A 23,785-nucleotide genomic window follows, 5' to 3' on the forward strand; every position below is an offset into this window, starting at 1 on the left:
ATTATTTCTTCATGCTTATATCCATATAACAGCATTTTGACTGCTGTAGCTCGCTTGATTTCACGTTGTTCTTGACTATTTTTGATAAAATCTTCTAACCACTGTATCCACATAACCACAACTGCTTGCTTGTTATATAATTTACTTTCTTACTTTCTCCGTATTTTCTCATAAGTAGTTTAGGATTGCTATATTTGCGTGAATCCGCTTATTATCCTATCTTTTCTATAATTCTTACTTCTATCAAATATTTTAACTTCAAGTACCAGAGGGTCATTAGTATGAAGAAGACTTACGACATCAGCTTCTCCTGATGGTGAAGTGACTTTAGCAAATGGATAATCGATTCCTTGATCAAATAAAAATTGCCTTAAATGTTTATCTAAAATGTACTCTTGGCTACCTTGATAAGTCTCATAAAGTGAGCGAAGTTCTTCTTTTAAGAACCATTCACATCTCTGCTTGTATTTTGCTAACAAATATAAGACTGTACTGAATTGCTCAAGTTTATCTTGGAGATAATACACTAAGGGGTCAATATACTGACTAACAAATAAATTTGTACGTTCTGATGGGTGCGTACAACCGTCAATTACATTAGAATTTAGATATATAGAGTCATTCTCTTCCTGTAAGAGTTTTAATAGATTATAGTGGTACATAGCACGCTCGCTATCATCTATAAATTTTTTATTTTCAAATATAGAAAAAAGCATTCCACCTCTGAGTACATCCTTACATTTTTCTCTAGGATGAACTTCTAGCAAATCAGCTTTTGTTTGCAATTCTAATAAAATAGAATTTATGATTGACTCCTTTTCTAAGCTCGATAAAAAAGAATCTAATTGTCTATTTAGCTGCTGATAATGTACATTAGCTATTCTATCTCTCCATTCTTGGATTTTAGTAATTATAGAATTAGTGAGATACAACATAATAATTACCTTAAATAAAATTATTTCCACCAATAAATTAGACTTATTACAAAAGTCATGATTTTCACTTTTCCTTTGCGTCTTTGCGCCTTTGCGCGAGGTAAAAATATATCTATGACACTAGTTTTTTATTGCCGGATACTGTTTTAAAACCTGCTGTAAATATTGCCCAGTATAAGACTTGGAATTTCTCGCCACATTTTCCGGTGTTCCAAAAGCGATGACTTCACCGCCTTTATCGCCGCCGTCTGGCCCCAAATCTATCACCCAGTCAGCGCAACGAATGACATCTAAATTGTGTTCAATTACTAAAATTGAATTACCTTTATCTACTAATCTTTGCAACACATCCAATAATTTATGCACATCATAAAAAGATAATCCCGTTGTGGGTTCATCAATTAAATACAGTGTCTTACCAGTGGCACGACGAGATAATTCTGTAGCTAATTTGACGCGCTGTGCTTCACCCCCAGATAAAGTAGTTGCGGGTTGTCCTAGTTGAACATAACCCAAACCAACATCAACTAATGTTTGTAACCTTGTAACTGCTTTGGGGATGTTTTGGAAAAAGTCTAAACTTTCCTCAACAGTCATATTGAGAACATCAGAAATAGACTTATCTTTGTACTTCACTTGCAAAGTATCGCGGTTATATCTTGCACCTTTACAAACTTCGCACTGTACATATACATCAGGTAAAAAATTCATTTCAATGACGTTAACACCTTGTCCACTGCAAGCTTCGCAACGTCCACCTTTAACGTTAAAAGAAAATTGTCCGGGTTTATAACCTCTGGCTTTAGCTTCGACAGTTTGCGAGAAAACATCCCGAATTACATCAAAAACACCTGTGTAAGTCGCAGGGTTAGAACGGGGTGTGCGTCCGATGGGAGATTGGTCGATGACAATGGCTTTATCAACTGCATTTAAGCCTTGAATTTTTTCTAATTCTTTGGGTAAAGGGACTTTTTTGGTGAGGTGATGTTGTAGAGATGGGTAAAGTAATTCGTTAATTAAAGTTGATTTACCCGAACCAGATACACCAGTTACAGCCACAAGTTTACCGAGGGGAATTTCCACATCAATATTTCTTAAATTGTTGCGATGGGCATTTTTAATAATTAAACTGCGTCCATTCCCTTCGCGGCGTTCTGCTGGTGTTTGTATGACTTTTCTGCCTGATAAATATGCACCTGTTAAGGATTTTTCTGCTGTTAATAATGCTGGTAAATCACCTTGGGAAATAATATGTCCGCCGTGAATACCTGCACCGGGGCCAATATCAACTAAATAGTCAGCCGCGCGGATGGTTTCTTCATCATGCTCAACTACAATTAACGTATTACCTAAATCGCGTAATTTAATTAAGGTTTTGAGCAATCTACCGTTATCTCGTTGATGCAAACCAATACTTGGTTCGTCTAAAACGTAGAGAACTCCTGTTAAGCCAGAACCGATTTGTGTGGCGAGGCGAATGCGTTGCGCTTCCCCACCAGAAAGTGTCATGGCGGGACGGTCGAGGGTGAGATAATCTAAGCCAACATCTAATAAAAATTGCAATCTAGCTTTGATTTCGCGCAAGACTAAATCAGCAATTTGCATTTGACGATCGCTTAATTTTAACTGTTCAACTCGCTCCCGACAATCTCTAATCGATACGCCTGTTAAATCTAAAATTCCATATTGTCCCAACTTCACCGCTAAGGCTTCCGGTTTCAAACGTTTTCCACCGCAAACTTCACAAGGTTGGTCGATTAAATATTGTTCTAATTTTTGTTTAACTAACTCTGAACCACCTTCGTATTGCCGTTGTAATATGGGCAGAACACCTTTAAATTGAGTTTTCGCATTTTCTTTGTTATTTTCTTCACCATTTAAAATAATTTGCTTTTGTTCTTCTGACAACTTACTCCAATTGGTTTGTAATTCAAAACCGTGCGCCTGACCCAAACTATAAAGTAATTCCAAATAATAAGAATTTTCCTTTTCTGACCAAGGTGCGATCGCAGCGTATACTGGTGCTTCAGGATCGGGGATCACCAACTCCGCCGAAAATCTTCTTAAAGTCCCAATACCGTGACAGTGAGGACAAGCACCATAAGGAGAGTTAAAGGAAAATAACCGTGGCGATAACTCTTCCATCACCGCGCCATGTTCAGGACAGGCGAAGTTTTCGGAAAATACCAATTCTTCTTCTTTGGCTTCTGAGTTATCAGTAGCCGGACTAATTAAGATAGTTGCAATACCTTCTGTTTGCTTTAAACACGTAGATAAAGAATCAACCAAACGCTCTTGGATACCGTCTTTTTTCACCAAACGGTCAATGACAACTTCAATGGTGTGGGTAATATTTTTATCTAACTCAATCGAGTCTGACAGCTCCCGTACTTCGCCATCAACCCGTACCCGCACAAAACCTTGGGAAGCCAAACTAGATAACAGCTTGCGGTGTGTGCCTTTTTTACCGCGCACCACAGGCGCAAGAATTTGAAACTTGGTGCGGTCTGGTAAGTCCATGATGCGGTCTACCATCTCATCGATCGTTTGGGGGGCAATACAGCGATCGCATATCGGACAATGGGGTTCACCAGCCCGACCAAACAACAGCCGCAAATAGTCGTAAATTTCCGTTACCGTCCCCACGGTGGAACGGGGGTTGTGCGAGGTTGATTTTTGGTCAATGGATATCGCCGGACTTAAACCTTCAATGGCTTCCACATCCGGTTTATTTAACTGTCCTAAAAATTGTCTGGCGTAAGCACTAAGAGATTCTACATAACGCCGTTGACCCTCAGCAAAAATCGTATCAAAGGCTAAAGAAGACTTACCCGAACCGGATACACCAGTGAATACTATCAGGCGATCGCGCGGCAACTCCAAGTCAATATTCTTCAGATTATGCTGCCTCGCACCCCGAATCCTAATGGTATTTTGGCTATTCTGGTTGATTTGGGGAAGATGTCCATTGAGAAGGGATGCGGCGGCTAACTTGTTATCTGACATATTGGCAGGCTGATAAGTGGGAGGCAGTATGAAACAGTTCTTAATAATACTATTTTTACTCACCTAATACCAGAACAATAGTACTATTTTAATTGGGGCTTGCCTATATTCTCACTACAGACATCCTCCCGTGTCTGCTAATTTAAAAGCATCACAATTAAACATCCTGCTGAGGGCGAAGCTATGGTAACGCAAATCCAACCGCAGACCCAACCAGAAGTTATCTACCCAGATAGTGACGGACAACCAGTGGCAAACAATACCATACAGTTTCGATGGATTGTCGAAATCAAGCAAAATATTGATTGGCTATTTGCGTCTGATCCTAACGTATTTGTTGCTGGAGACTTGTTTTGGTATCCCATTGAAGGACGCAATAAGATTGTCAATGCTCCTGATGTCATGGTCGTTCTTGGTAGACCCAAAGGAGATAGATTATCTTACCTGCAATGGAAAGAAGGCGGGATTCCTCCCCAGGTAGTATTTGAAATCCTTTCACCCAGCAATACTCAAGTTGAAATGGACAAAAAATTACTTTTCTATGACCGTTATGGTGTGGAAGAGTATTACATTTACGATCCTGACAGTAATAGTTTACAGGGTTGGTTACGTGGTGAAGATGGATTAGATGTCATCCCCCAGATGGAAGATTGGGTGAGTCCTCGGTTAAAAATTCGCTTTGTACCATCTCCAGAAGGTTTACAACTTTATCGCCCCGACGGAGAGCATTTTTTAAGCTATTCAGAAATTTCTCAACGCTTAGAACAAGAACGCCAACGTGCCGAACAAGAACATCAACGTGCTGAACAAGCAGAACAAGTAAGACGTAATGCTATTCCTCAACTGTTACAAATGGGTTTAAGCATAGAACAAGTCGCCCAAGCTTTGAGCTTATCTGTGGAAGAAGTGCAAAGGATGTCTTAAGGCATCGCTCACCAGCCGGGAAAGATAAATTGCAAATTAATTGACAATCACTAGAGCGATCGCGCTATTTATGGCAGAAATATCCGAATATTCATCTTTCTGTCTTGGCAAATTTTGCCTATCTGCCCCTTTCTCGCTGTAGCTGATGTTTAAATCTGCGAAAAATACTGATCTCAATTGTTATATTAAGTTTTATAACTATTAGACGAAATTCTCTCCAGTGATAGATGTCTTCATTAGAATTTAAACTGTGTCAAGTTATAAACAAGATCGGAATACTACACTACCGTTTCCGAGAAAATTGCGATTTACTGAACGTAGACAGAAAGAAGTTCTGACTTCAACAGTTACTTTAATGTCCTATTGTATCTTGGTCAGAACAAGATTTTTCCGGTACGTGTGGTTGTCACGTTGTATATATTCATCAGAAAGGTGAATAACCTCAATAACACAGAGGCTAAACCATGAAGGTATTCGATAATACCACAAAGAAGATTTTTCTGGCAAGCTGGGTTTCACTCAATTCGGCAGAGGTTAGCAAAACCTATGTAACCCAGTTACACCATCCAAATTCTCAGTCAGGCTTTGATATTTTCTTACCCCTGCGGCAGTGGTTAAACAATATAGAAGTCCGCGATCGCGAATTAGCTCATCGTTTGTGCAAACTGATCCCCGCTCAATGTCCTTTTGAACGCGATATCAAGTTATTCGGCAAAACCATCCTACACATCCCGCCAATGTGCAAACTCAACCCTTTATATGAGGAAGTCGTGAGTTTGCGTTTCCGCGCCTTATGCTATCTAGCAGATGAATGTGGCGAGGATGTTTCGCAGTATTGTTGAGTACTGAGTGTTGAGTATAAACTGAGTTTCTGCAAATCTCTAAACCATCAGTACTTTCCTCATACAAATTAGGCTACACATACACAAGAAATCAACGATTAATAGTCCATAGTCAAAGTGAATTACCCTTGACTATGGACTATTACCTTATAAGGGTGAGGAACCTCAAACCCCTGTTTTTGGTAAATGTTGACGCAAAATTTCTTGAATCACACTGCTGACAGCTTCTTTGCTCAAACTACCATCAACACGCACAATGCGGGATGGGTGAGCCGCAGCTAACTGGCTATATCCTTGTTGGACACGGCGATGAAACGCGATGGTTTCTTGTTCAATGCGGTCTAAACCTGCTGCGTCACCGCGTTTGCGGCTAAGTCCCACCTCAACATCAACATCTAACCAAATCGTTAAATCACTAATTAAGCCAGATGTGGCAATATCGTTGAGTTTTTCAATTAAACTCATATTCAAACCCCGACCGTAACCTTGGTAAGCAACGGTAGAATCAGTGTAGCGATCGCACAATATATATTTTCCGGCGGCTAAATTGGGTTTGAGTTCTTGTTCAACATGCTGGGCGCGATCGGCCGCGTATAATAACAATTCAGTAACATCTGCTACTGGTTTATCCTCCGACTTCTCCAACAATAAACGCCGCAAATGTACACCCAACTCTGTTCCCCCAGGTTCACGAGTGACAATTACTGAAATACCCAAACTTTCTAACCACTGACAACAAAGCTGCATTTGTGTTGTTTTTCCGCAGCCTTCTACCCCTTCAAATACAATTAATTTGCCACTCATGCTTAGTTTACCGAAAATATGGGTTTGAGGTTCCTCGCCCTTTCAAGGCCACCTTGTTTAATTTAGGGGAAATCTGGGAATTTTAGCCTCGAATTTTTTTGTCAAAGGAGATATACTTCCGCCGAACTGTACTACTAAAAAAATTGCCCATCTCAAGAGTTGATGTCCACTCTCATAAAGTTCACTTAGGAGTGCATTATGCCACGCAAATTTGGAGAAATTGCCTTTACGCCAGAAGTTCAAGCCGCACAGTTACAGAGGGGTTCGCGGCAAACTTACGAACGCTACATTGCTAATGGCCCAGCCAATGATTCAATTACCCCGCAAATTGCAGAATTTATTGCTCATCTTGATGGATTTTATTTAGGAACAGTCAGTTCTAATGGCTATCCATATATCCAGTTTCGTGGCGGAGCGCCTGGCTTTCTCAAAGTTATAAATGACAAAACCTTGGGCTTTGCTGACTTTTCTGGAAACGTGCAGTATATCACAGTTGGTAACTTATCAGGAGAAGCCAAAGCATTTCTATTTTTAATGGATTACCGCCATCGAAAACGGATCAAAATCTGGGGAACCGCCGAATATATTGAAGGTGATGCTGTTTTAATTGAGCAACTCCAAGTTCCCAACTACCCAGCAGAAATTGAGCGAGTAATTCTGTTCCATGTCGAAGCCATCAGTGAGAATTGTCCCCAGCACATTCCCATTCGCTATTCTATGAATGAAGTTGAAGCAATGATGGCTCCTTTACAAGCACGAATTTCCGAATTAGAGCAGTTGTTAAGTGAAAAAAATTCTCTCTCTGATTGAAAGAGAAACTCTCAGAAGTTGCTTGAAGAAGAATTCAGAAGTCAGAATCAATTAGTAGAAGATTCTGACCCACTACTACAGCGCAATTTTTCGCTAATTGAAGACCACTAAATTGAAGCATTATTAGTGATTTTAAACCCATTTATTTATCCACCAGCGATGCACTGAGCTTGCCGTTCGCGTAGCGTCTCCGGCAGGAGAAGTGTTGCACGGAATTCAATTCTAAATTCTGGCTCCTGACTACTGAATTCTGTTTTGATAATTTTAAATTTTTCTGCCGATATGAAAAGCCGAAATATACGAAAGTAGCAAACTCCCACCAAAATCATGATCAATTATTTGACTTAGTTCAGCAAATAAAGCTTTTTTAATATCTGGCTCTAATTTAATATAAGGAGAATAGGTATTGAGCAACGTTAAATATTCATCAGTGCTGTAAACGATATCAGATTTCACTTGCCCAAATTGAATATCTTGAAATTTGCCTGAATCAATTAATATATTGCCAAATTCTTGAAATACTTTTTGTTGGGCTTCCCAATCTTCATAACGGTCGAGAGAGGGCGCGTGTTTTTGATAAATTGCCGACAAGCTTTGATAAACCTCATAACTCGGTTGTAATTCTTTATTCCAGAATAAAAGTAAATGACCATTTTCTTTTAAAGCACTTGCCGCTTTGGGATATCCTATCTCTGCTGGTATCCAATGAAAAGAACTGGCGGCTAAAACAGCATCAAACTGTTCAGGTTGTAAACTCCATTCTTCAAAAGATGTATTTTGAATTTCCACATTTGGATAAGAGGAACAATTTTGTTTAGCCAACTCACAAAAATCTGGATTTGGTTCTAAACAAAGCATCGAATAACCTAATTGAGCAAAGGAAATTGTTGCTGTTCCAGGGCCACATCCTACTTCCAAAATTTTGCAATCTGGTGATAACTGGGAAAGCTGGATAACTTGCTCAATAAAATTTTTGGGATAACGCGGTCTAGCTTTGTTATATGCCTCGGCTGCTGGCGAGTACCAATTTTTTCGCACTTCCAAATCTTTTTTAGAGAAACTGGCTATTTTTTGTTTGAGGTCTTCCATAATTTATTTAATATGAATATCAGTAATTTAAGTTATTAACTATACAACAATCTCTGAAATCCTATTGCTGAAATTTCGCTAAAAACTTGAGTATAGCTTGAATAACTGCTGCTGTTGATTCAATTAAAAAACCATGACCACCATGTTCAATTACTTGCAGTTCAGCTTGAGGGATATTTTGAGCCAGTTGTTCTGAAAAGGCTACAGGCGTGAGAATATCTTGTTTACCAACCATGACTAATGTTGGACAATGAATATCTTTAATTCTCTCTGTCGTGTCATGATTAATAATGGCGCGGCTTTGATGGTATATTCCCTGTGTGGTAGGTGCAAAAGGATAGTTAATTGCCCATTCAATTAGTTGGTCTATCATTTCGGGAATAGCGTAAAAATCATCAGTAAATATCCAAGGCAATATTAGCTTTTCATATAACATTAAATCTATTTTTCCAGCAAGATTACCCCAAGTTTCAATTAAACTATTAAATCGCTTATTACCTTTAGCTAAAGAAGAAAGTAAAATTAAACTTTTAACTTTTTCAGGATATAACAAAGTTAATTCCTGAGCGATTTGACCACCCATTGAATGACCAATAATATGTGCTTTTTTAATACCAAGAATATCTAATAATGCGGCGGCATCTTGAGCCATTTGCTGAGTGCTATAAGGACTATTGGGAATGGAACTTTGACCGATACCTCGGTTATCAAAACGAATAACTTGATACTGAGAACCTAAGTGTGGTAGTAGTAGCGACCAATAAGTGCGATCGCACATAAACCCAGCAATCAACAATACAGGTTCGCCAGTACCTTTAACTTCGTAAAATATGTCAATTCCGTTAACCTGAACTTTGGGCATTACTAATTCATCATAATTGGCTTTACAACAGCTTCAAGAATTTGAAATCTGCTTTAAGTTATTCTCCCAGATAATTGCATCTCATAAAATTGTAAAATTGCTGATATGCCCGAATTTACACCCATAAACTCAAAATATGTATAAGATTTAGCATCAAATTATAATACGTACTTTTCCTCAACTTTGTTTAATTTAAAAAATCCTCAATCTTAAATTCATGAACCTTCCGCAGAAATAATGAAAACTGGCAATTGCGGGATTTTACGGAAGACTTACGTAGAAAAAACAGGATAAGTTAAGTAAAAAGAAGTAAGTAATATCAACAACTTAAAGTTCAGCGTTCAGCCCAGGTAAATCGGATTTTACAGAATACAAAAATTGCAGCCAAATAAATATCTCGGCTAAGTTTTTGTTGAGCAATTTTCTTAATTTATTACGTAAAAAGGAGGTAATAGTTATCAAAACTGTTGAATATTCCACCCTCAAACCTTACCTGGCATCTAACATTAATGCTGACTTAGATGCACAAAGTATTTTAACTTATCCCATCTCCCAAAAAACCCTAGCAATAGAAGCCAATAGTTATTACTTTGGGCATCCTGAATGGGCAAAAAACTACTTTGAAGCTTGTCACCGTAACGATATATTCAAATCTCGTTGGCAAGCCGCTACGGGCAGTTGGGATGACAAAATTGTAGTAGATATCGGTTGCGGCCCTGGTAATCTCTTTGCCACGCTTGGGGGTAAACCAAAATTACTTATTGGTGTGGATGTGAGTTATGGCGGACTGGAAATGGCACAAAGTCTTGGCTATACCCCGGTGTTAGCAGATGCCCATAACTTGCCGTTTGTTTCTGGTTTTGCTGATATTGTGGCGGTAAATGCCACTTTGCATCATTGTGATCACATGAATGTGGTGTTAGCAGAAGCGGCGCGTCTAGTTCGTCCTGGGGGAATTTTAATCACAGACCATGACCCTCATCGCAGTGCTTGGGATTTTCAAGGCTTGGGTATGTGGTTATGGCAGTTTCGTTTAGGACTTTATCGACTAATTAAACGCGGTGGTCATGCTTCCGCCGCAGAACAAAGTTGGGGACTAGCCACCGAAGTTCATCACCGTCCGGGAGATGGAGTCACAGCAGAAATGTTTCACAGAACTTTAGAACCCCTTGGGTTTACTGTCAAAACTTACCCACACAATCATCATTTGGGTGCAGAAACGTTTGAGGGTAATTACGGCCAGTCGGAATGGAAGTATCGCTTTGCTCAATTTTTGTCGGGGATCAATCCCGATTCACCACAAGCAGCCCTATCATTGATGTGTGTTGCTACTCGACATACTGAGTGTTGAGTGTTGTACATTGAGCGCAGTCGAAGTCACCGAAGTGTGAGTGTTGATTGCTGTACACTGAGCGCAGTCGAAGTGCAAATTTTGCGTAAAAATACTAACCTCTTGCCTCTTCTTGATTAGTTTTGCCTTTTGTAAATAACCAAGTTGCGAGTAAGGCGAGGACAATTCCGGCAATGATAAAGCAAGGTACATAGCCAAAGTTATCTACCACCCTACCAAATACGGCTGCACCAATTCCCTGACCGATAAATAAGTTAAAAGCAAACAACGAAACTGCTGTACCCCGTGCTTCTGGTGCGAGTTCGGTGGCTTGGGTTTGCAGGGTGCTGTGCATCATATAAAAAGCTAATCCCATCAGGGTGCAGAAGGGAATAAATAATAGCCAATTGTGTAATAATGCGATCGCTAAAAAGCAAATGCACATTAACCAGCCACCAACTCCCATCAGTCCAACTTCGCCTAGTCGCTGTACTAACCACTTCACACTGCGGCTATAAATTAAGCCACCCAAACCAAAACTACTCAACATAAACCCAATGGTTACATAAGGTAAGCCGTATCTATCGCGGAGAAATGCACCACAGTAAGCAAATGCTCCCATCAAGCAAAAGCCTTCAATAAATACGGCGGTGATTACCTTCCGGGCTGTTGGTTGAGTTAGTAATTGGTAATATGGTTTGAATGTTGCTAAACTAAATCGCTCTTTAGAACGATTTCCATCTCGAAAATTACGTGTTCCTCGCCATAGTAAACCAGCGATCGCTAAAGAAACAATCCCAAATACTAAAAAGATATCGCGCCAGCTAATATACTCGCCAAATATCCCGCCTAAACTACCGCCGAGAATTTGACCCAGTACCAATGCACTCAAATATTTACCAATGGCGGCTTGACGTTCTGTGTAGGGAAAATTATCCCCGATATATGCCAAGGTGATAGGAATAATCCCCGCAGCAAACACCCCGGTGAGAAACCGCAATAAGGTAAGTAGGGCAATATTCGAGACAAAGGCACAAAGGGCTGTCCCCACAGCAAAGGCTGTTAATGCGCCTGTAATCACTTTTAATTTACCGATGCGATCGCCCAACGGCCCGTAAACTAACTGGAATAATCCATAAGGAATGGTATAAGCTGAAACAATCACCGCCGCACTACCCACACCAACATTAAATTCCTTGGCAATAATATGCAGTAGCGGATCTATCACTCGCACATCGGCAATTACCATAAAAGCAGCAGCACCCAACAATCCCAAAGAAACAGGTGTTTTATCTGTTTGCCCTATTAACCTACCCACTTAGTTCTCCTGTATAAAGTGCTGAGTGCTGAGTGCTGAGATGGGTGTAAAGGGTTGATAGCGGGGATTTTCCCTTACATAAACCCATACACCCCTCAATAATTTAATTTGCAACTGTGTTTGCTGATTGATTGAATAACAAACTGCGGGATTTTTCCACATCTAAAGCTTGATTTTTGAAAGCTTCGGCTTTTTCGTAGGCGCGAACTGTGGCGGGACGAGCTTTAATAGTTTCAAACCAGCGTTTGATATTGGGGAAATCTTCTAGTTTTTGGCTTTGGCGTTCGTAAGGCACAATCCAAGGATAGGCGGCGATATCTGCAATAGAATATTCACCAGCGATAAATTCTTTATCTGCCAGTTGCTTATTTAGCACTGCGTATAAGCGTCCCGTTTCGTTGACATAACGGTTAATTGCATACTCAATTTTTTCGGGAGCATAGCTGCTAAAGTGATGATTCTGTCCCGCCATTGGCCCCAAACCTGCCATTTGCCAAAACAACCATTGCAGCACTTCTACTCGTTTTCTGAAATCAGCAGGAATCAATTTCCCGGTTTTTTCAGCTAAATACAGCAAAATTGCCCCAGATTCAAAAATAGAGACTGGCGCACCGCCATCGGCTGGTTCATGGTCAATAATCGCCGGGATACGATTGTTAGGAGAAATCTTGAGAAAGTCTGGTTGAAACTGATCCCCAGCACCGATATTAATAGGCACAATTTTATAAGGTATTTCCGCTTCTTCCAGAAATATCGTGATTTTATGACCGTTGGGCGTTGTCCAATAGTAAAGCTCAATCATGATTTGATTCTCCATTTGAGTGCTGAGTGCTGAGTGCTGTACACTGAGCGCAGTCGAAGTGTGAGTGCTGAGGAGCCAGCCGCGTGGGCGAGTCTTCCGACTTGAGCGGGCTGGCGTTGCTGAGTCAGAATTCTACCCCTACACCCACACACCCTTATACCCACACTCCCCTACAACCCACACACCCTTGCACCCTTAATTTTTACCCTTGATATGGATTACCGACTCTATCTACGAACACGTTGTAAGAAAATGGTAAGCGGCCGGGATTTAAGCGAGGTTCTGCGGCATAACCTACAGGAACGATAACAGCGATCGCTAAATTTGGATCATCTGTTGCACCAATTACTTCTTTTACTTTGTCTTCAATCCAGCCATTCATAAAGCAGGTGGATAACCCCAAGCTTTCAGCTGCTAATACTAAATGAGTAGAAGCAATAATCGCATCTTTGATGGCGTATTCCCGGCGCTTGTCTCCTAAACCAGCTTGAAACTGTGGAATGGAATTTCTAAAGTAGTTGACAGTACCTTCATTCCAAGCCCCAGTTTGCAATCCCTGGTCTAAAATTGGAGTCAAATCTTGTTCACCAGCCGTAAAATCAGCCGCAAACACAAAAGTTACAGGTGCTTCAATAACTTGCTTTTGATTCCAAGATGCTGCGGCTAAGGCTGCTTTTTGCGCTTCATCTTGCACCAAAATAATCCGCCAGTCTTGAATGTTAAAGCTGCTGGGTGCAGCTACAGTTAACTCTACCAGTTGCTTGAGTAATTCTGGTGCAATGGGGTCTGTTTTAAAAGTTTTGATCGAACGACGCTGAAGAATAGCGGTAGGTACATCTAAAGCTTTTGTTTGAGTGATTGGATTCATGAGATTTTCCCCTGAAAGATAGGTTACAGGCATTATATATTTGGCTACCTGCTGACTGGCAGATTTAACTATTGATAAATATTTACCTATTGGACTTAAATATCTATCGACAGAAGAAGACAGCAGTAAATTGATGTCAGTCTTGATACTTAGGACATCGGTAAATAATCAAACTTAGATAGCAACAGACTTTTTACCCTGTCACTTCTCCCCTGCTATATTACTCAGCACTAAATTGACCGAATGACACCACCATCAACTCGTACAGCCGCACCATTAGTTGCGGAAGCCAGAGGACTGGAAAGGTAAGCTACAAGTGTGGCGACTTCTTCGTTAGTTGCAAAGCGTTGGATAAGAGAACTGGGACGTACTTTTTGAAAAAATTCCGCCTCAACTTCACTGGCGCTGATTCCCTTTTCTTTCCCCATTTGGGTAATAAATTCCTCAACGCCTTCTGAACGTGTAGGCCCTGGTAGTACAGAATTTACTGTCACGGCTGTACCAACGGTCAGTTCTGCTAAACCCCTGGCGAGAGAAATTTGAGCCGTTTTCGTCACCCCATAGTGAATCATTTCTACAGGAATTTGAACACCAGACTCGCTGGAGATAAAAATCACTCTTCCCCAGTTTTGTGCCAACATTTTTTGCAGATATTTGCGACTTAAACGCACTCCGCTAAGTACGTTTACTTCCAATATATGCAGCCAATCTTCGTCAGTAATCTCAAAAAATGCTTTCGGTTCGTAAATTCCCAAATTATTAATCAGGATATCAACTTGCGGAACTTGAGCAAAAACTTGCTCGACTCCGGCTGGTGTTGCTAAATCGGCAACAATACCTGTAACTTTCGCATCAGGATTGGTTTGCTTAATCTTGTCAATCGCCTGGGTGACTCGTTGTTCACTGCGACCATTGACAATTACTGCTGCGCCTTCTTGTGCTAAAGTTTGGGCGATCGCAAAACCAATACCTGTGGTCGAACCACTAACTAACGCTGATTTATTATCTAATTTCAAATCCATATTGCTTCCCCTCTACAGGTGAAGTGCTTTTCGTACACTGAGCGAAGTGGGAGTAATGAGTGATGAGTAGTGAGTAGTGAGTGATGAGTAATGAGTAACGTACACCCCTACACCCTTACACCCCTACACCCCTACACACCACACACCCACACACCCCTACATCACCACACTCCTCCCTCTTATTCCTGTGGAATATGCTGTGCTAAAGTCTTAGTTAATGTAGATTTTGGCACTGCACCAACCATCGTATCTACTTGTCGCCCATCCTTAAAAATCATGAGTGTGGGTATGGTGCGAATTCCATAATGACTGGCAACAGTAGGATTTTGATCGGTGTTCACCTTCACTACTTTTATCTGTCCTTCGTATTCATTGGCAACTTCATCGACTACTGGCGCAACCATCCGACAAGGGCCACACCAAGGAGCCCAAAAATCTACTAAAACTGGAACCTCACTTTCTAAAACTTCTGGCTTGAATGTGGCTTCTGTAACATTTGTAACGGATGACATAATTGCCTTCCTGTTTTAATTCGTTTATTCGATTTTATCGAATAATTAAAATATACGCTAGTTTAAGAGATAATACAAGTATGAGATTTTTATATCATCCAGACAGAAAAGACATATCATTACCGGCGGTGTTGTATGCCTTGGGCGACCCAGTGCGGCTAGAGATTGTGAGATTATTAGCAAGTAAAGGGGAGCAATGCTGCGCGGATTTTGATTTTGCGATCGCCAAGTCTACCATGTCCAACCACTTTAAGATTCTGAGAGAGTCAGGAGTAGTCCTGACCCATAAAGAAGGAACCCAGCACATTAATCAGTTGCGGCGCGAAGATTTAGAATTGTTATTTCCTGGTTTATTAGAAGCAGTATTGCGATCGGCTCAACCATTGTTGTCTCAAAAGTCAATGGTCAAGAGTCAATAGTCATTTGTCCTTGGTCATTTCCCACACTCCCCACACTCCCCACACTCCCCACACTTCCCCCTACTCCCAACTCCCCATTCCCTACTCCCTTTCACCCTATGTCATCATAGTTAAGGTTGAGCAATTCTGGAGATAAGACCACGGTTTACGCACGTCCCCTAGCACGGTTAATTGAGCAGTTGCAACGCCTACCAGGAGTTGGCCCCAAATCAGCCCAGCGACTGGCTCTGCACATTTTAAAGCGCCCAGAAGCAGAAGTAGAAGCTCTGGCGCAGGCTTTGGTTGATGCCAAAAAGCAAGTAGGTTTATGTTCAGTCTGCTTTCACTTATCTGCGGAACCAGTTTGTGAAATCTGCCGCAACCCCAACCGCGACAATCAAACTATCTGCGTTGTTGCTGATTCCCGTGATGTAATTGCACTGGAAAAAACCCGCGAATACAAAGGTAAATATCATGTTTTGGGTGGAGTAATTTCGCCGATGGATGGAATTGGCCCAGAACAATTAAATCTCCAACCCTTAGTGCGGCGGGTGAGTCAGCAAAAACCCCAGGAAGTGATTTTAGCAATTAGTCCCAGCGTAGAAGGGGAAACCACCACACTATATATAGGTCAACTACTGAAACCTTTTACAAAAGTGACACGCATTGCCTTTGGCTTACCTGTAGGCGGAGATTTAGAATACGCCGACGAAGTAACCTTAGCCAGAGCCTTAGAAGGACGGCGGGAGTTAGATTGAGGTTGGGGACTTGTAGAAAATAAAGAAAACAAATTATCCAATTTTCGAGAGAAGGTATTTTTTTTCCCCTGCTCCCTGCTTACACAGTCCTGGACTATTGACTATTAGCCAACAGTTGATTCCAAGCTTTAATTACTGGCTGTAAATCTTGAGGCAAGTTGCTTTGAGAAATATCGTTATACTGCACAGTACCCTGTCTGCTGGTAAGAGTATAGGTAATAAAATCTGCTGCACCTGTGGGTGCGGGATAACTGCGGTTGTTAAATTCCTTGCGGGTACGTTTGAGTAAATTTTGAAATTGTTGCAGTTGTCGGCGTGAAGTTTGCTTGACACTGCGTTCAGAATCATTCGCATCACCAATACGCACTCGAATCACGCGACCATCATTGAGTAATACTGTTTGGTAGGTTCTCCCAGCAAAACCACCGCTAGAAATTTGGCGGAAGACTACACCTTGATCTAATGGTGGAGGTAATTCATTGGCGGGAATGGGAATTGATTGAGCTGTGTTAGTTTGGTTTTCACTTGAAGCCAGTTTGACGCGCGAACCATCGTTATCTGATAAAAACACCCAACGCTGATTTGCTGCGCCTACGGTTACTTGCCAACCATTAACTGATATGGGGTCACAAGGATAAGGAGGGGTGGAGCGATCGCAACCATCTGCCCAATTTTTGGCGGTAAAATTGAGGATAGATAGCGATCGCACTGATAAGCCTGAAACTGCTTGCGCCTCTTGTAAAACTCCATCCCTCACTTTTTTCGGCAATTTTTTCTGTGACGAATTAGTTTCTAAAGCTAAACGCAAAGAACGCCCATTATTATTAGTGTGATAAGTCCATTTCTGCTCACCATTCGATACCACAACCAACCAGCCAGGAACTAATGCTTGAGTGCAAAATTCATTCGGTCGTGGTAGATCCAAACAACCATTACGCCAAGTCTTACGACTATAATTAATAACTTGCAGGTTTCTCCTAGAGCCACCATTTCTGCTCACCACATCTTGAAGAACTGCATTAGTAACTAACGTGGGTAAGTTATTAGATTGATTTTTATTTGCGTAAACTTCATTTGTAGTTGTTGCCGAAAAACTAGCTGGATTTGCTGTGGCACTTTTAATCAACGTTAGCCCACTACCAACAGACAAAATACTAGTCAAAACTAAGGCTGTCAAAATTCTCGCTTGATTGGCAATATGTTGATTTTTTCGCATATCTTTCCTAAATAAAATGCCTTCTTTGTGAATATTTAAGGAATTAATAACCAAAAATTTAGTAATTAATGACAACAAAATACTCAGTTTCCAAATTATAAGTAGAAGTACTAAATTAAACCTGACTTGAGATTACCAAGTTCAACAATTCGGCAAAGCTCAGTGACCAATATGATTAACCTTATTCTCATCAGCTTATTGAGCATTGAGCGGAGTCGAAATGCGAATTTTATCCATCTACTTATAAACTTGGAATTTTCTAAAGGTCTGTCATCAAAAGCAGACATAAGCAGAGACGCAGGGATAGTAATACTTTGTTCCTTAATCTTTATCCAAATTTCACAAAATGAGAAACACTTCTAGGTGTTGCTGATTAGCTGGATGTTTTTTGTTTCGCACAAAAACGCAAAAAATTTTTACCGGGCTGAAATAGCAAGATTTTATACTTGAGCTAACATGACCAAGATTTAGCTGAAATCTAGTATAGAGAAGCTAAAAACGTATTTTTTAATATCAGTATTTTTGAGTTGCTAATATAATTTTCTTTTTTAACGTTTACATCAGCCAACGTAAACATTTGTTACAGAATCCTTTGATACCAATTTTTAGTAAGTAATATTGTCGTTTTACCCCCGCCATCCAAGGGTAATTACTTAGATAAAGCTGACATATAAGCATCTAATTTATTATTTTACCGGAGATAAATATCAATAGCTATTCAAGCTAATTCAGAACTTGTAACAGACAAAGAAAATGACTGCGAACAACAATTGAGTAAGCATTTTCATTCTTCTTGCTAACACTCGTCATAGTGGCATTAATATGGCAAAAATAGGATTACTAATCGGTGTTGATGAATACGAACCTGGATTAAATCCTCTTCCAGCAGCAGGGAAAGATATTGAAGCATTACGTCGAGTTTTACAAGATCCTGAGATGGGAGATTTTCATGAGTTAAAAAGCTTAAAAAATCCTGATCCTCAGATAATGCAATATGAAATTGAAGCACTTTTCTCAGAACGAACAAAAGAAGATTTAATTCTTTTGTATTTTTCTGGTCATGGTATTAAAGATGATGCGGGTAACTTATATTTTGCAACCCGCGCAACCAAGAAAAACTCCAAAGGAGAATTAGTTAGGTCTACAGCAGTTCCAGCTAGTTTTATCCATGAAGTTATGAAACGTAGTCGAGCCAAACGTCAGGTAATTATCTTAGACTGCTGTTTTAGTGGAGCATTCGACCCAATTTTATTTGCAAAAAATGATAATTCTATTGATTTGCAAGGACAACTAGGTTCAGAAGGGCGTGTTGTGCTTGCATCTTCTAGTTGTACTGAATATTCTTTTGAACAAGAAGGGGCGGAACTATCTGTTTATACTCGTTATTTAATAGAAGGTATCGAAACAGGAGCCGGGGATTTGAATAGAGATGGACAAATATCAATCTTAGAACTCCATGAATATGCTAGTTGTAAGATACAAGAATTCTTACCGAATCTCAATCCTAAAATTATTGTCATGCGAGATAAGGGTTTTGAAATTATTTTAGCAAAAGCTAAATGTCATCCTCCCCATGTTTTAGGAACAACTCATAGTAAAATTAAAATCGGAGAAATTAAGTTAGAATATTCCAGTAAACTCAACAATGATAGGTACTATAATCCTATCCCCAGTCTATTACAGCCGTTTGAGTCATTTATTAGTAGGTTAATTACTAAATTAGACGAATTTTCGGAGAGACTTTTATCTAAATATAAAGAAGAAACTCCTGTAATTCAAAATTTTATTCTAGAAATCATCAGATTAACTTCCGATGCAGATTTAGTGTTTGTCATGAGCCGTGCTAACCATCAAAATGTTTGGGATATTAAAGCACAGAGTCATTTTAGCGAAGTTATTGATGATGATGATTATGCTGAGATTATTAAAAATAAAATCCTGGCGAATCTTCCCATTAACTCTATATTTACTTCAGACCATCATGGAATTTTTAGAATCCACTATGATGAACAAGCATCAGTATCTAAAGCCTTTATCTTAATACCTTTAGATACATTAGATAATGAATTTATTTTAGTCTGTGGTTTACTGCGAGATTCTTACTTACTCAGTGATGCTTACTGTACGATTATCTCTAGTTTCTACTTATCTAGTCAAAAATTCTATCTCCAATCCGCCAGAGTAGAAGCATCCATTCTGGATAACTTAAAAAAAGTATATGGATTTGTCCCAATTTCTTTTTATGAGAAAAGATTTAGTCTTTTCTGCGATCGCCTGGCTAAAATTATTATCTATTTTGAGCCAATTCTTGATTTAGACACATTTTCAATTAGTGGCTGGGAAGCTTTAGCCCGTGACCCAGATAGTTTAACTGCGCCTGTAGATTTATTTTATGCTGCTGAGTTGTGGGGACGTAAGTTTACCATAGAGTTAGATAAATTTCTCCTCAGATTAGCGGCTGATAGCTACAGAAAAGCATTGATAGAAGCCAAACAAAATAGAGCCTATGAGATACTACCTTTGTCTGTGAATGTATATCCAGAATCTTTGATGCGAACAGCTTATTTTGAAACTGTGCGTGAAATTGTCAAGGAAGGAAAAAGCAATCAAATTCCAGCAAGAAAACTAATTTTGGAAATTTCCGAGAAAGCTGATTTACCTATGTATCAGGATGGAGTCAAACTGCTATCGCCATTAGATACATTTAAATTGAGATTATCTAAATATGTCCAAGAGTTAAAAATTAAATTTGGAATTGATGATTTTGGTGTAGGTTATGCTTCAGTTTCTCGATTAGCCGGACTTAACCCGCCTTATGTCAAAATTGATCGAGAAATTCTGCATCGTGAACCAGTGAGTGTGATTATCAATTTTGTTCAACAGATAGTTTCATCTACCAATCCACTCAATCCTGCCAGTATTATTGTTGAGGGATTAGATAAGACTTCGCCAGTGAAATTATGTCAATTGAGAAAATTAGATATTAGTTATGTACAAGGTCATTTAATTGGCAAAGCGGAACCGGGAATTTATCGTTTATCTCAAGAAAAAAGTGAGTTTTTGCGAGAACAAATTTTTGCAGAATAACTCATGCAATACTCGGCTTTGTTAAGCCCATAAAACTTGATTTTCAACTAATTTAGGGTTATTAACATCAAATCTAATAGTAGTAGCCGCCCAGTTTTTTAAATCTGGTGCTAACCAAACAAGCTGACTGAGAACTTCATCGTTAACCCACAGTACTACGGGGAAATGCAGATTTTTGCGAAACTCATCACGCATCAGATTCGTACTAATTAGCAGTTGCGGAATGGCTACGACTGATTCTAAACCATGCACCATCAAAGCTTGAGGATGAGAAAGACCAATATTATTAGTGATTGTCGTATAAAGTGTTTCATCTGTAGGGGACAAGATAAGTTCTTGGATAGCTACCGATGACGATTCTTTGACAAATTTTAATATCTGCTGTCGTTTAGAGATAGAGTCACAACAGACTAGTATCAAAGAAAATTCTCCAGCAGCAACCTTAATTGCTCTTGCTAACCTCTCTGCTGCGGCTGCATTATTTCCTAAGTTTTCTGGGGAATTACTGGTAGTATTCATTACATACCCTGCATTTGATATTCAAAATAGATAGTTATTATAGTGAAGTTACTTAATTAAGAGTTATTTATATTACATTTTTGGAGTTAGGAATAAGTGGAATTTTTTGCTGATAATAAATAGCATACTCCTAAACCTCCAAGATTAGGGAAAAAAATTAAGATTTGTATACAGATGATAGATAAGGCTTTGTGTAACTATAGTTACAATGTCATGAAAGCAAGATAGGACTGAGGCACGAAGGTTGTCTGTTAAAAATGGGTGTAAGGGTTTAAGGGTGTAGGGGTGTAACTGGTTTATAATCAGCACTTTGTACTTTGTTTTAGCAGATGAGTAAGCAACTTCTGTTGGGGTATGCCAGTCAATTGTCCATATTTTCTGTTGTTTGTAACCAAATATGAAAAGATTTCTCAAGCGGTGTGTTGAGGTAGTGGTTTGGAATGTGGGTCAAAGTCGCAAACAAGCTTTCTTTGGCGTTATGGTTGTTCTCAGCGCGATCGCTACATTCCTACTTTCGTTTCCCATTGCAGCACAAAACCTGCCAGCAAATTCAGAATTAAGGGGAGTATGGTTAACTAATATTGATAGTGATGTGTTGTTTGAACGCAACCGTCTCAAGAATGCTCTACAAAAGCTGGATGAATTAAACTTCAATACTGTTTATCCGGCGGTGTGGAATTGGGGATATACATTATATCCCAGCAAAGTAGCCGCGAAAGTTATTGGGCGATCGCTTGATCCCACACCAGGGTTGCAAGGGCGCGATATGCTCAAAGAAATTGTTGATACAGGACATAAACAAGGGCTAACGGTGATTCCTTGGTTTGAATTTGGCTTTATGGCTCCTGCTGATTCTTTATTAGCCAAAAACCGTCCCCAATGGCTAACCAGTCGCAGCAACGGTACAAAAATTGTCAAAGAAGGTATACATGATCGAGTTTGGCTCAATCCCTTCCACCCAGATGTTCAAAAATTTATTCAAGATTTAATCGTGGAAATTGTTCGCAATTATGACATTGATGGGATTCAATTTGATGACCATTTTGGCTTGCCTTCAGAATTAGGCTACGATGCTTATACAGTGGCACTTTATAAAAAAGAACATGGTGGCAAAGCACCCTCGAAAAATTCCAAAGATCCAGAATGGGTGCGCTGGCGAGCCAATAAAATCACCGATTTTATGAAGCGGGTATTTACAGCGATTAAAACCACGAAAAAGAACTGCTTAGTGTCTGTAGCACCTAATCCTCAGCGTTTTTCTTACGAATACTTTTTAGCCGACTGGCAAAAATGGGAACGTCTGGGGCTAGTGGAAGAATTGGTGTTGCAGATATATCGAGATGATTTGAATGTATTTATCAAAGAATTAGAATATCCAGAGGTGAAAGCGGCGCGTAGTCACATACCTGTGAGTATTGGAATTATAACTGGATTGAAGAACAAAAATGTCCCCATTGACCAAATTCAAACCCAGGTACAAAAAGTACGCGATCGCAACTTTGCTGGTGTCTCTTTCTTTTTCTATGAAACGCTGTGGAACTTAAGCAAAGAATCAGCCACTTTACGCCAAGCTGGCTTACAAAAGATGTTCCCCACACCAGCAAATTATCCTAATTTATTGGCAGGCTGGAATAAGACTGTCAAAGGTAAAAAAACTTGAGACTTTACATTTAATCTAGAATCTAAAATTCTATGAATTCAAGCCACTGGGTTGTTTTGAGAACCAAAGTAACGCAGTGGCTACTGATTGGGTTAAATGGATGGGTTGAAGTATGGTGATGAAAGCGATAATAAGCCGATAGTGAGCAATTATTTGGTAATGCTTTGTGTACTTTTTTGACTAACTTAAAATTATAAAAGCAATATTTGATTTAATATTTCTGCATAGGGTGTTTGTAGAAAGTAGTAATTTATGTCAGAAATACATCAACAAGAAATCAACGATTTAAGGGCATTGAATTTAACACCCAAACAAATAGCCCGAAAATTAGGGATTAAAGTTTCAGAGGTTAATGCCGCAATTCAAAATCAAGCGCAGCAAACTACATTAGATAGATTAGCTTCAGGAGAACTAAACCCTGTATACCAGTGTTTAGCCAGCGAAAATTTGCTCCAACTATTGCCTCACAACTCATCAGAGAATGTTATCAAAAATCTGTTAACCAAAATTATCCCAGCAAAGAAAAATGATGATATTGAGCGTGGCTTAGGATTAGTAGTGATTGCCAGAGAAGCTCGATACAATCAAATCACGGTTTGTAGCTATCTTTTAGATGTTTGGTGCCTGGGTATTAAAGATACAATCCCACCACGTACATTAGACCGACAAGAATTTAAAAACTTTGTCGAACTATTATTCGAGCCATTTCCCCAAACACCAAAAGAGATTCCGCTTGAAGTTGCGGCTGGAATAATATTTAGTACTTGCGAATATGCCGAAAATTTAGGATTTAAACCACACAAAGACTTTGAAAAATCACGCTCACACGTCGGAAACTGGGATGGAAAAATACGCATTGAATGTGGACGTAACGGAAAACCATGCTTTGTTAGTGGCCCCTACGATAACTCAAAAAAAATTCTCGAAACACTTAAAAATAGCAAGGGTGAAGGCAACTTTGATTTTATAGTTGGTTCTGCACCTATGGGAGGTGATTTTTGGTAACTGCTGTTTAGAACTTGC

At 39.6% G+C, this 23,785-nt stretch carries 22 protein-coding genes; 9 read left to right on the forward strand and 13 right to left on the reverse strand.

The window, feature by feature from the left end; genetic code table 11:
- Positions 1–188 precede the first annotated feature (188 nt).
- Positions 189–935, reverse strand: a complete 747-nt coding sequence (locus tag H6G28_RS31915; protein WP_190676953.1) for a hypothetical protein — start codon at positions 933–935, stop codon at positions 189–191.
- 120 nt (positions 936–1,055) lie between these two features.
- The gene (gene uvrA / locus H6G28_RS31920; protein WP_190676955.1) at positions 1,056–3,941 is read right to left on the reverse strand and encodes an excinuclease ABC subunit UvrA; all 2,886 of its coding nucleotides are present in this window, start codon (positions 3,939–3,941) and stop codon (positions 1,056–1,058) included.
- Positions 3,942–4,124: 183 nt separating this feature from the next.
- Here uvrA and H6G28_RS31925 point away from each other — a divergent pair, with 183 nt between their 5' ends.
- The gene (locus H6G28_RS31925; RefSeq protein ID WP_190676957.1) at positions 4,125–4,865 is read left to right on the forward strand and encodes a Uma2 family endonuclease; all 741 of its coding nucleotides are present in this window, start codon (positions 4,125–4,127) and stop codon (positions 4,863–4,865) included.
- A gap of 36 nt (positions 4,866–4,901) precedes the next feature.
- Here the strand turns inward: H6G28_RS31925 and H6G28_RS31930 are convergent, their stop codons facing one another.
- Positions 4,902–5,042 carry a hypothetical protein gene (locus H6G28_RS31930; RefSeq protein WP_190676959.1) on the reverse strand — a complete coding sequence of 47 codons (141 nt, stop codon included), beginning with the start codon at positions 5,040–5,042 and terminating at the stop codon, positions 4,902–4,904.
- Between the two features lie 287 nt (positions 5,043–5,329).
- Here H6G28_RS31930 and H6G28_RS31935 point away from each other — a divergent pair, with 287 nt between their 5' ends.
- On the forward strand, positions 5,330–5,707 hold the full coding sequence (locus H6G28_RS31935; RefSeq protein WP_190591717.1) for a Mo-dependent nitrogenase C-terminal domain-containing protein: 378 nt from the start codon (positions 5,330–5,332) through the stop codon (positions 5,705–5,707).
- 165 nt (positions 5,708–5,872) lie between these two features.
- Here the strand turns inward: H6G28_RS31935 and tmk are convergent, their stop codons facing one another.
- Positions 5,873–6,511 carry a dTMP kinase gene (tmk, locus tag H6G28_RS31940; protein WP_190591716.1) on the reverse strand — a complete coding sequence of 213 codons (639 nt, stop codon included), beginning with the start codon at positions 6,509–6,511 and terminating at the stop codon, positions 5,873–5,875.
- 198 nt (positions 6,512–6,709) lie between these two features.
- Here tmk and H6G28_RS31945 point away from each other — a divergent pair, with 198 nt between their 5' ends.
- On the forward strand, positions 6,710–7,321 hold the full coding sequence (locus tag H6G28_RS31945; protein ID WP_190591715.1) for a pyridoxamine 5'-phosphate oxidase family protein: 612 nt from the start codon (positions 6,710–6,712) through the stop codon (positions 7,319–7,321).
- A 264-nt stretch (positions 7,322–7,585) separates the two neighbouring features.
- Here the strand turns inward: H6G28_RS31945 and H6G28_RS31950 are convergent, their stop codons facing one another.
- Both H6G28_RS31950 and H6G28_RS31955 read right to left on the reverse strand, forming a co-directional pair.
- Entirely contained in the window at positions 7,586–8,410 is an 825-nt protein-coding gene (locus H6G28_RS31950; protein ID WP_190676961.1) for a class I SAM-dependent methyltransferase, read from the reverse strand.
- Positions 8,411–8,471: 61 nt separating this feature from the next.
- On the reverse strand, positions 8,472–9,272 hold the full coding sequence (locus tag H6G28_RS31955) for an alpha/beta fold hydrolase (protein ID WP_190676963.1): 801 nt from the start codon (positions 9,270–9,272) through the stop codon (positions 8,472–8,474).
- A 409-nt stretch (positions 9,273–9,681) separates the two neighbouring features.
- Here H6G28_RS31955 and H6G28_RS31960 point away from each other — a divergent pair, with 409 nt between their 5' ends.
- Positions 9,682–10,623 (forward strand): class I SAM-dependent methyltransferase, encoded by a 942-nt coding sequence (locus H6G28_RS31960; RefSeq protein WP_199332987.1) that lies wholly within the window; start codon positions 9,682–9,684, stop codon positions 10,621–10,623.
- A gap of 94 nt (positions 10,624–10,717) precedes the next feature.
- Here the strand turns inward: H6G28_RS31960 and H6G28_RS31965 are convergent, their stop codons facing one another.
- From H6G28_RS31965 to trxA, 5 genes are all read right to left on the reverse strand, one after another.
- Complete coding sequence (locus H6G28_RS31965) at positions 10,718–11,920, reverse strand: MFS transporter (protein WP_190676965.1); 1,203 nt, start codon at positions 11,918–11,920, stop codon at positions 10,718–10,720.
- A gap of 103 nt (positions 11,921–12,023) precedes the next feature.
- Positions 12,024–12,722 carry a glutathione binding-like protein gene (locus tag H6G28_RS31970; protein ID WP_190676967.1) on the reverse strand — a complete coding sequence of 233 codons (699 nt, stop codon included), beginning with the start codon at positions 12,720–12,722 and terminating at the stop codon, positions 12,024–12,026.
- A 202-nt stretch (positions 12,723–12,924) separates the two neighbouring features.
- Positions 12,925–13,590, reverse strand: coding sequence for a nitroreductase family protein (locus H6G28_RS31975; RefSeq protein ID WP_190676969.1), 666 nt, complete (start codon positions 13,588–13,590; stop codon positions 12,925–12,927).
- Between the two features lie 230 nt (positions 13,591–13,820).
- Positions 13,821–14,612: an SDR family NAD(P)-dependent oxidoreductase gene (locus tag H6G28_RS31980; protein WP_190676971.1), complete on the reverse strand. Its 792-nt coding sequence runs from the start codon at positions 14,610–14,612 to the stop codon at positions 13,821–13,823.
- 179 nt (positions 14,613–14,791) lie between these two features.
- Positions 14,792–15,124 (reverse strand): thioredoxin, encoded by a 333-nt coding sequence (gene trxA, locus H6G28_RS31985; protein ID WP_190591709.1) that lies wholly within the window; start codon positions 15,122–15,124, stop codon positions 14,792–14,794.
- An 80-nt stretch (positions 15,125–15,204) separates the two neighbouring features.
- Here trxA and H6G28_RS31990 point away from each other — a divergent pair, with 80 nt between their 5' ends.
- Positions 15,205–15,543: an ArsR/SmtB family transcription factor gene (locus tag H6G28_RS31990; protein WP_190676973.1), complete on the forward strand. Its 339-nt coding sequence runs from the start codon at positions 15,205–15,207 to the stop codon at positions 15,541–15,543.
- A 116-nt stretch (positions 15,544–15,659) separates the two neighbouring features.
- Complete coding sequence (gene recR, locus H6G28_RS31995; protein WP_062294354.1) at positions 15,660–16,280, forward strand: recombination mediator RecR; 621 nt, start codon at positions 15,660–15,662, stop codon at positions 16,278–16,280.
- Positions 16,281–16,374: 94 nt separating this feature from the next.
- On the opposite strand, the gene H6G28_RS32000 is transcribed toward recR, so the two are convergent.
- Complete coding sequence (locus H6G28_RS32000; RefSeq protein WP_190676975.1) at positions 16,375–17,496, reverse strand: DUF8738 domain-containing protein; 1,122 nt, start codon at positions 17,494–17,496, stop codon at positions 16,375–16,377.
- Between the two features lie 822 nt (positions 17,497–18,318).
- Between H6G28_RS32000 and H6G28_RS37150 the strand changes: the two genes are divergently transcribed.
- Positions 18,319–20,583 (forward strand): caspase, EACC1-associated type, encoded by a 2,265-nt coding sequence (locus H6G28_RS37150; protein WP_242048408.1) that lies wholly within the window; start codon positions 18,319–18,321, stop codon positions 20,581–20,583.
- Positions 20,584–20,604: 21 nt separating this feature from the next.
- Here the strand turns inward: H6G28_RS37150 and H6G28_RS32015 are convergent, their stop codons facing one another.
- The gene (locus H6G28_RS32015; protein WP_190676977.1) at positions 20,605–21,102 is read right to left on the reverse strand and encodes a hypothetical protein; all 498 of its coding nucleotides are present in this window, start codon (positions 21,100–21,102) and stop codon (positions 20,605–20,607) included.
- 397 nt (positions 21,103–21,499) lie between these two features.
- Between H6G28_RS32015 and H6G28_RS32020 the strand changes: the two genes are divergently transcribed.
- Both H6G28_RS32020 and H6G28_RS32025 read left to right on the forward strand, forming a co-directional pair.
- Positions 21,500–22,762, forward strand: a complete 1,263-nt coding sequence (locus H6G28_RS32020; protein WP_190676979.1) for a glycoside hydrolase family 10-like protein — start codon at positions 21,500–21,502, stop codon at positions 22,760–22,762.
- Positions 22,763–23,014: 252 nt separating this feature from the next.
- Positions 23,015–23,767 (forward strand): DNA-binding response regulator, encoded by a 753-nt coding sequence (locus tag H6G28_RS32025; protein ID WP_190591703.1) that lies wholly within the window; start codon positions 23,015–23,017, stop codon positions 23,765–23,767.
- Positions 23,768–23,785: the final 18 nt, after the last annotated feature.

The organism is Nostoc sp. FACHB-190 (assembly GCF_014696905.1).
Classification (GTDB): domain Bacteria; phylum Cyanobacteriota; class Cyanobacteriia; order Cyanobacteriales; family Nostocaceae; genus Nostoc_B.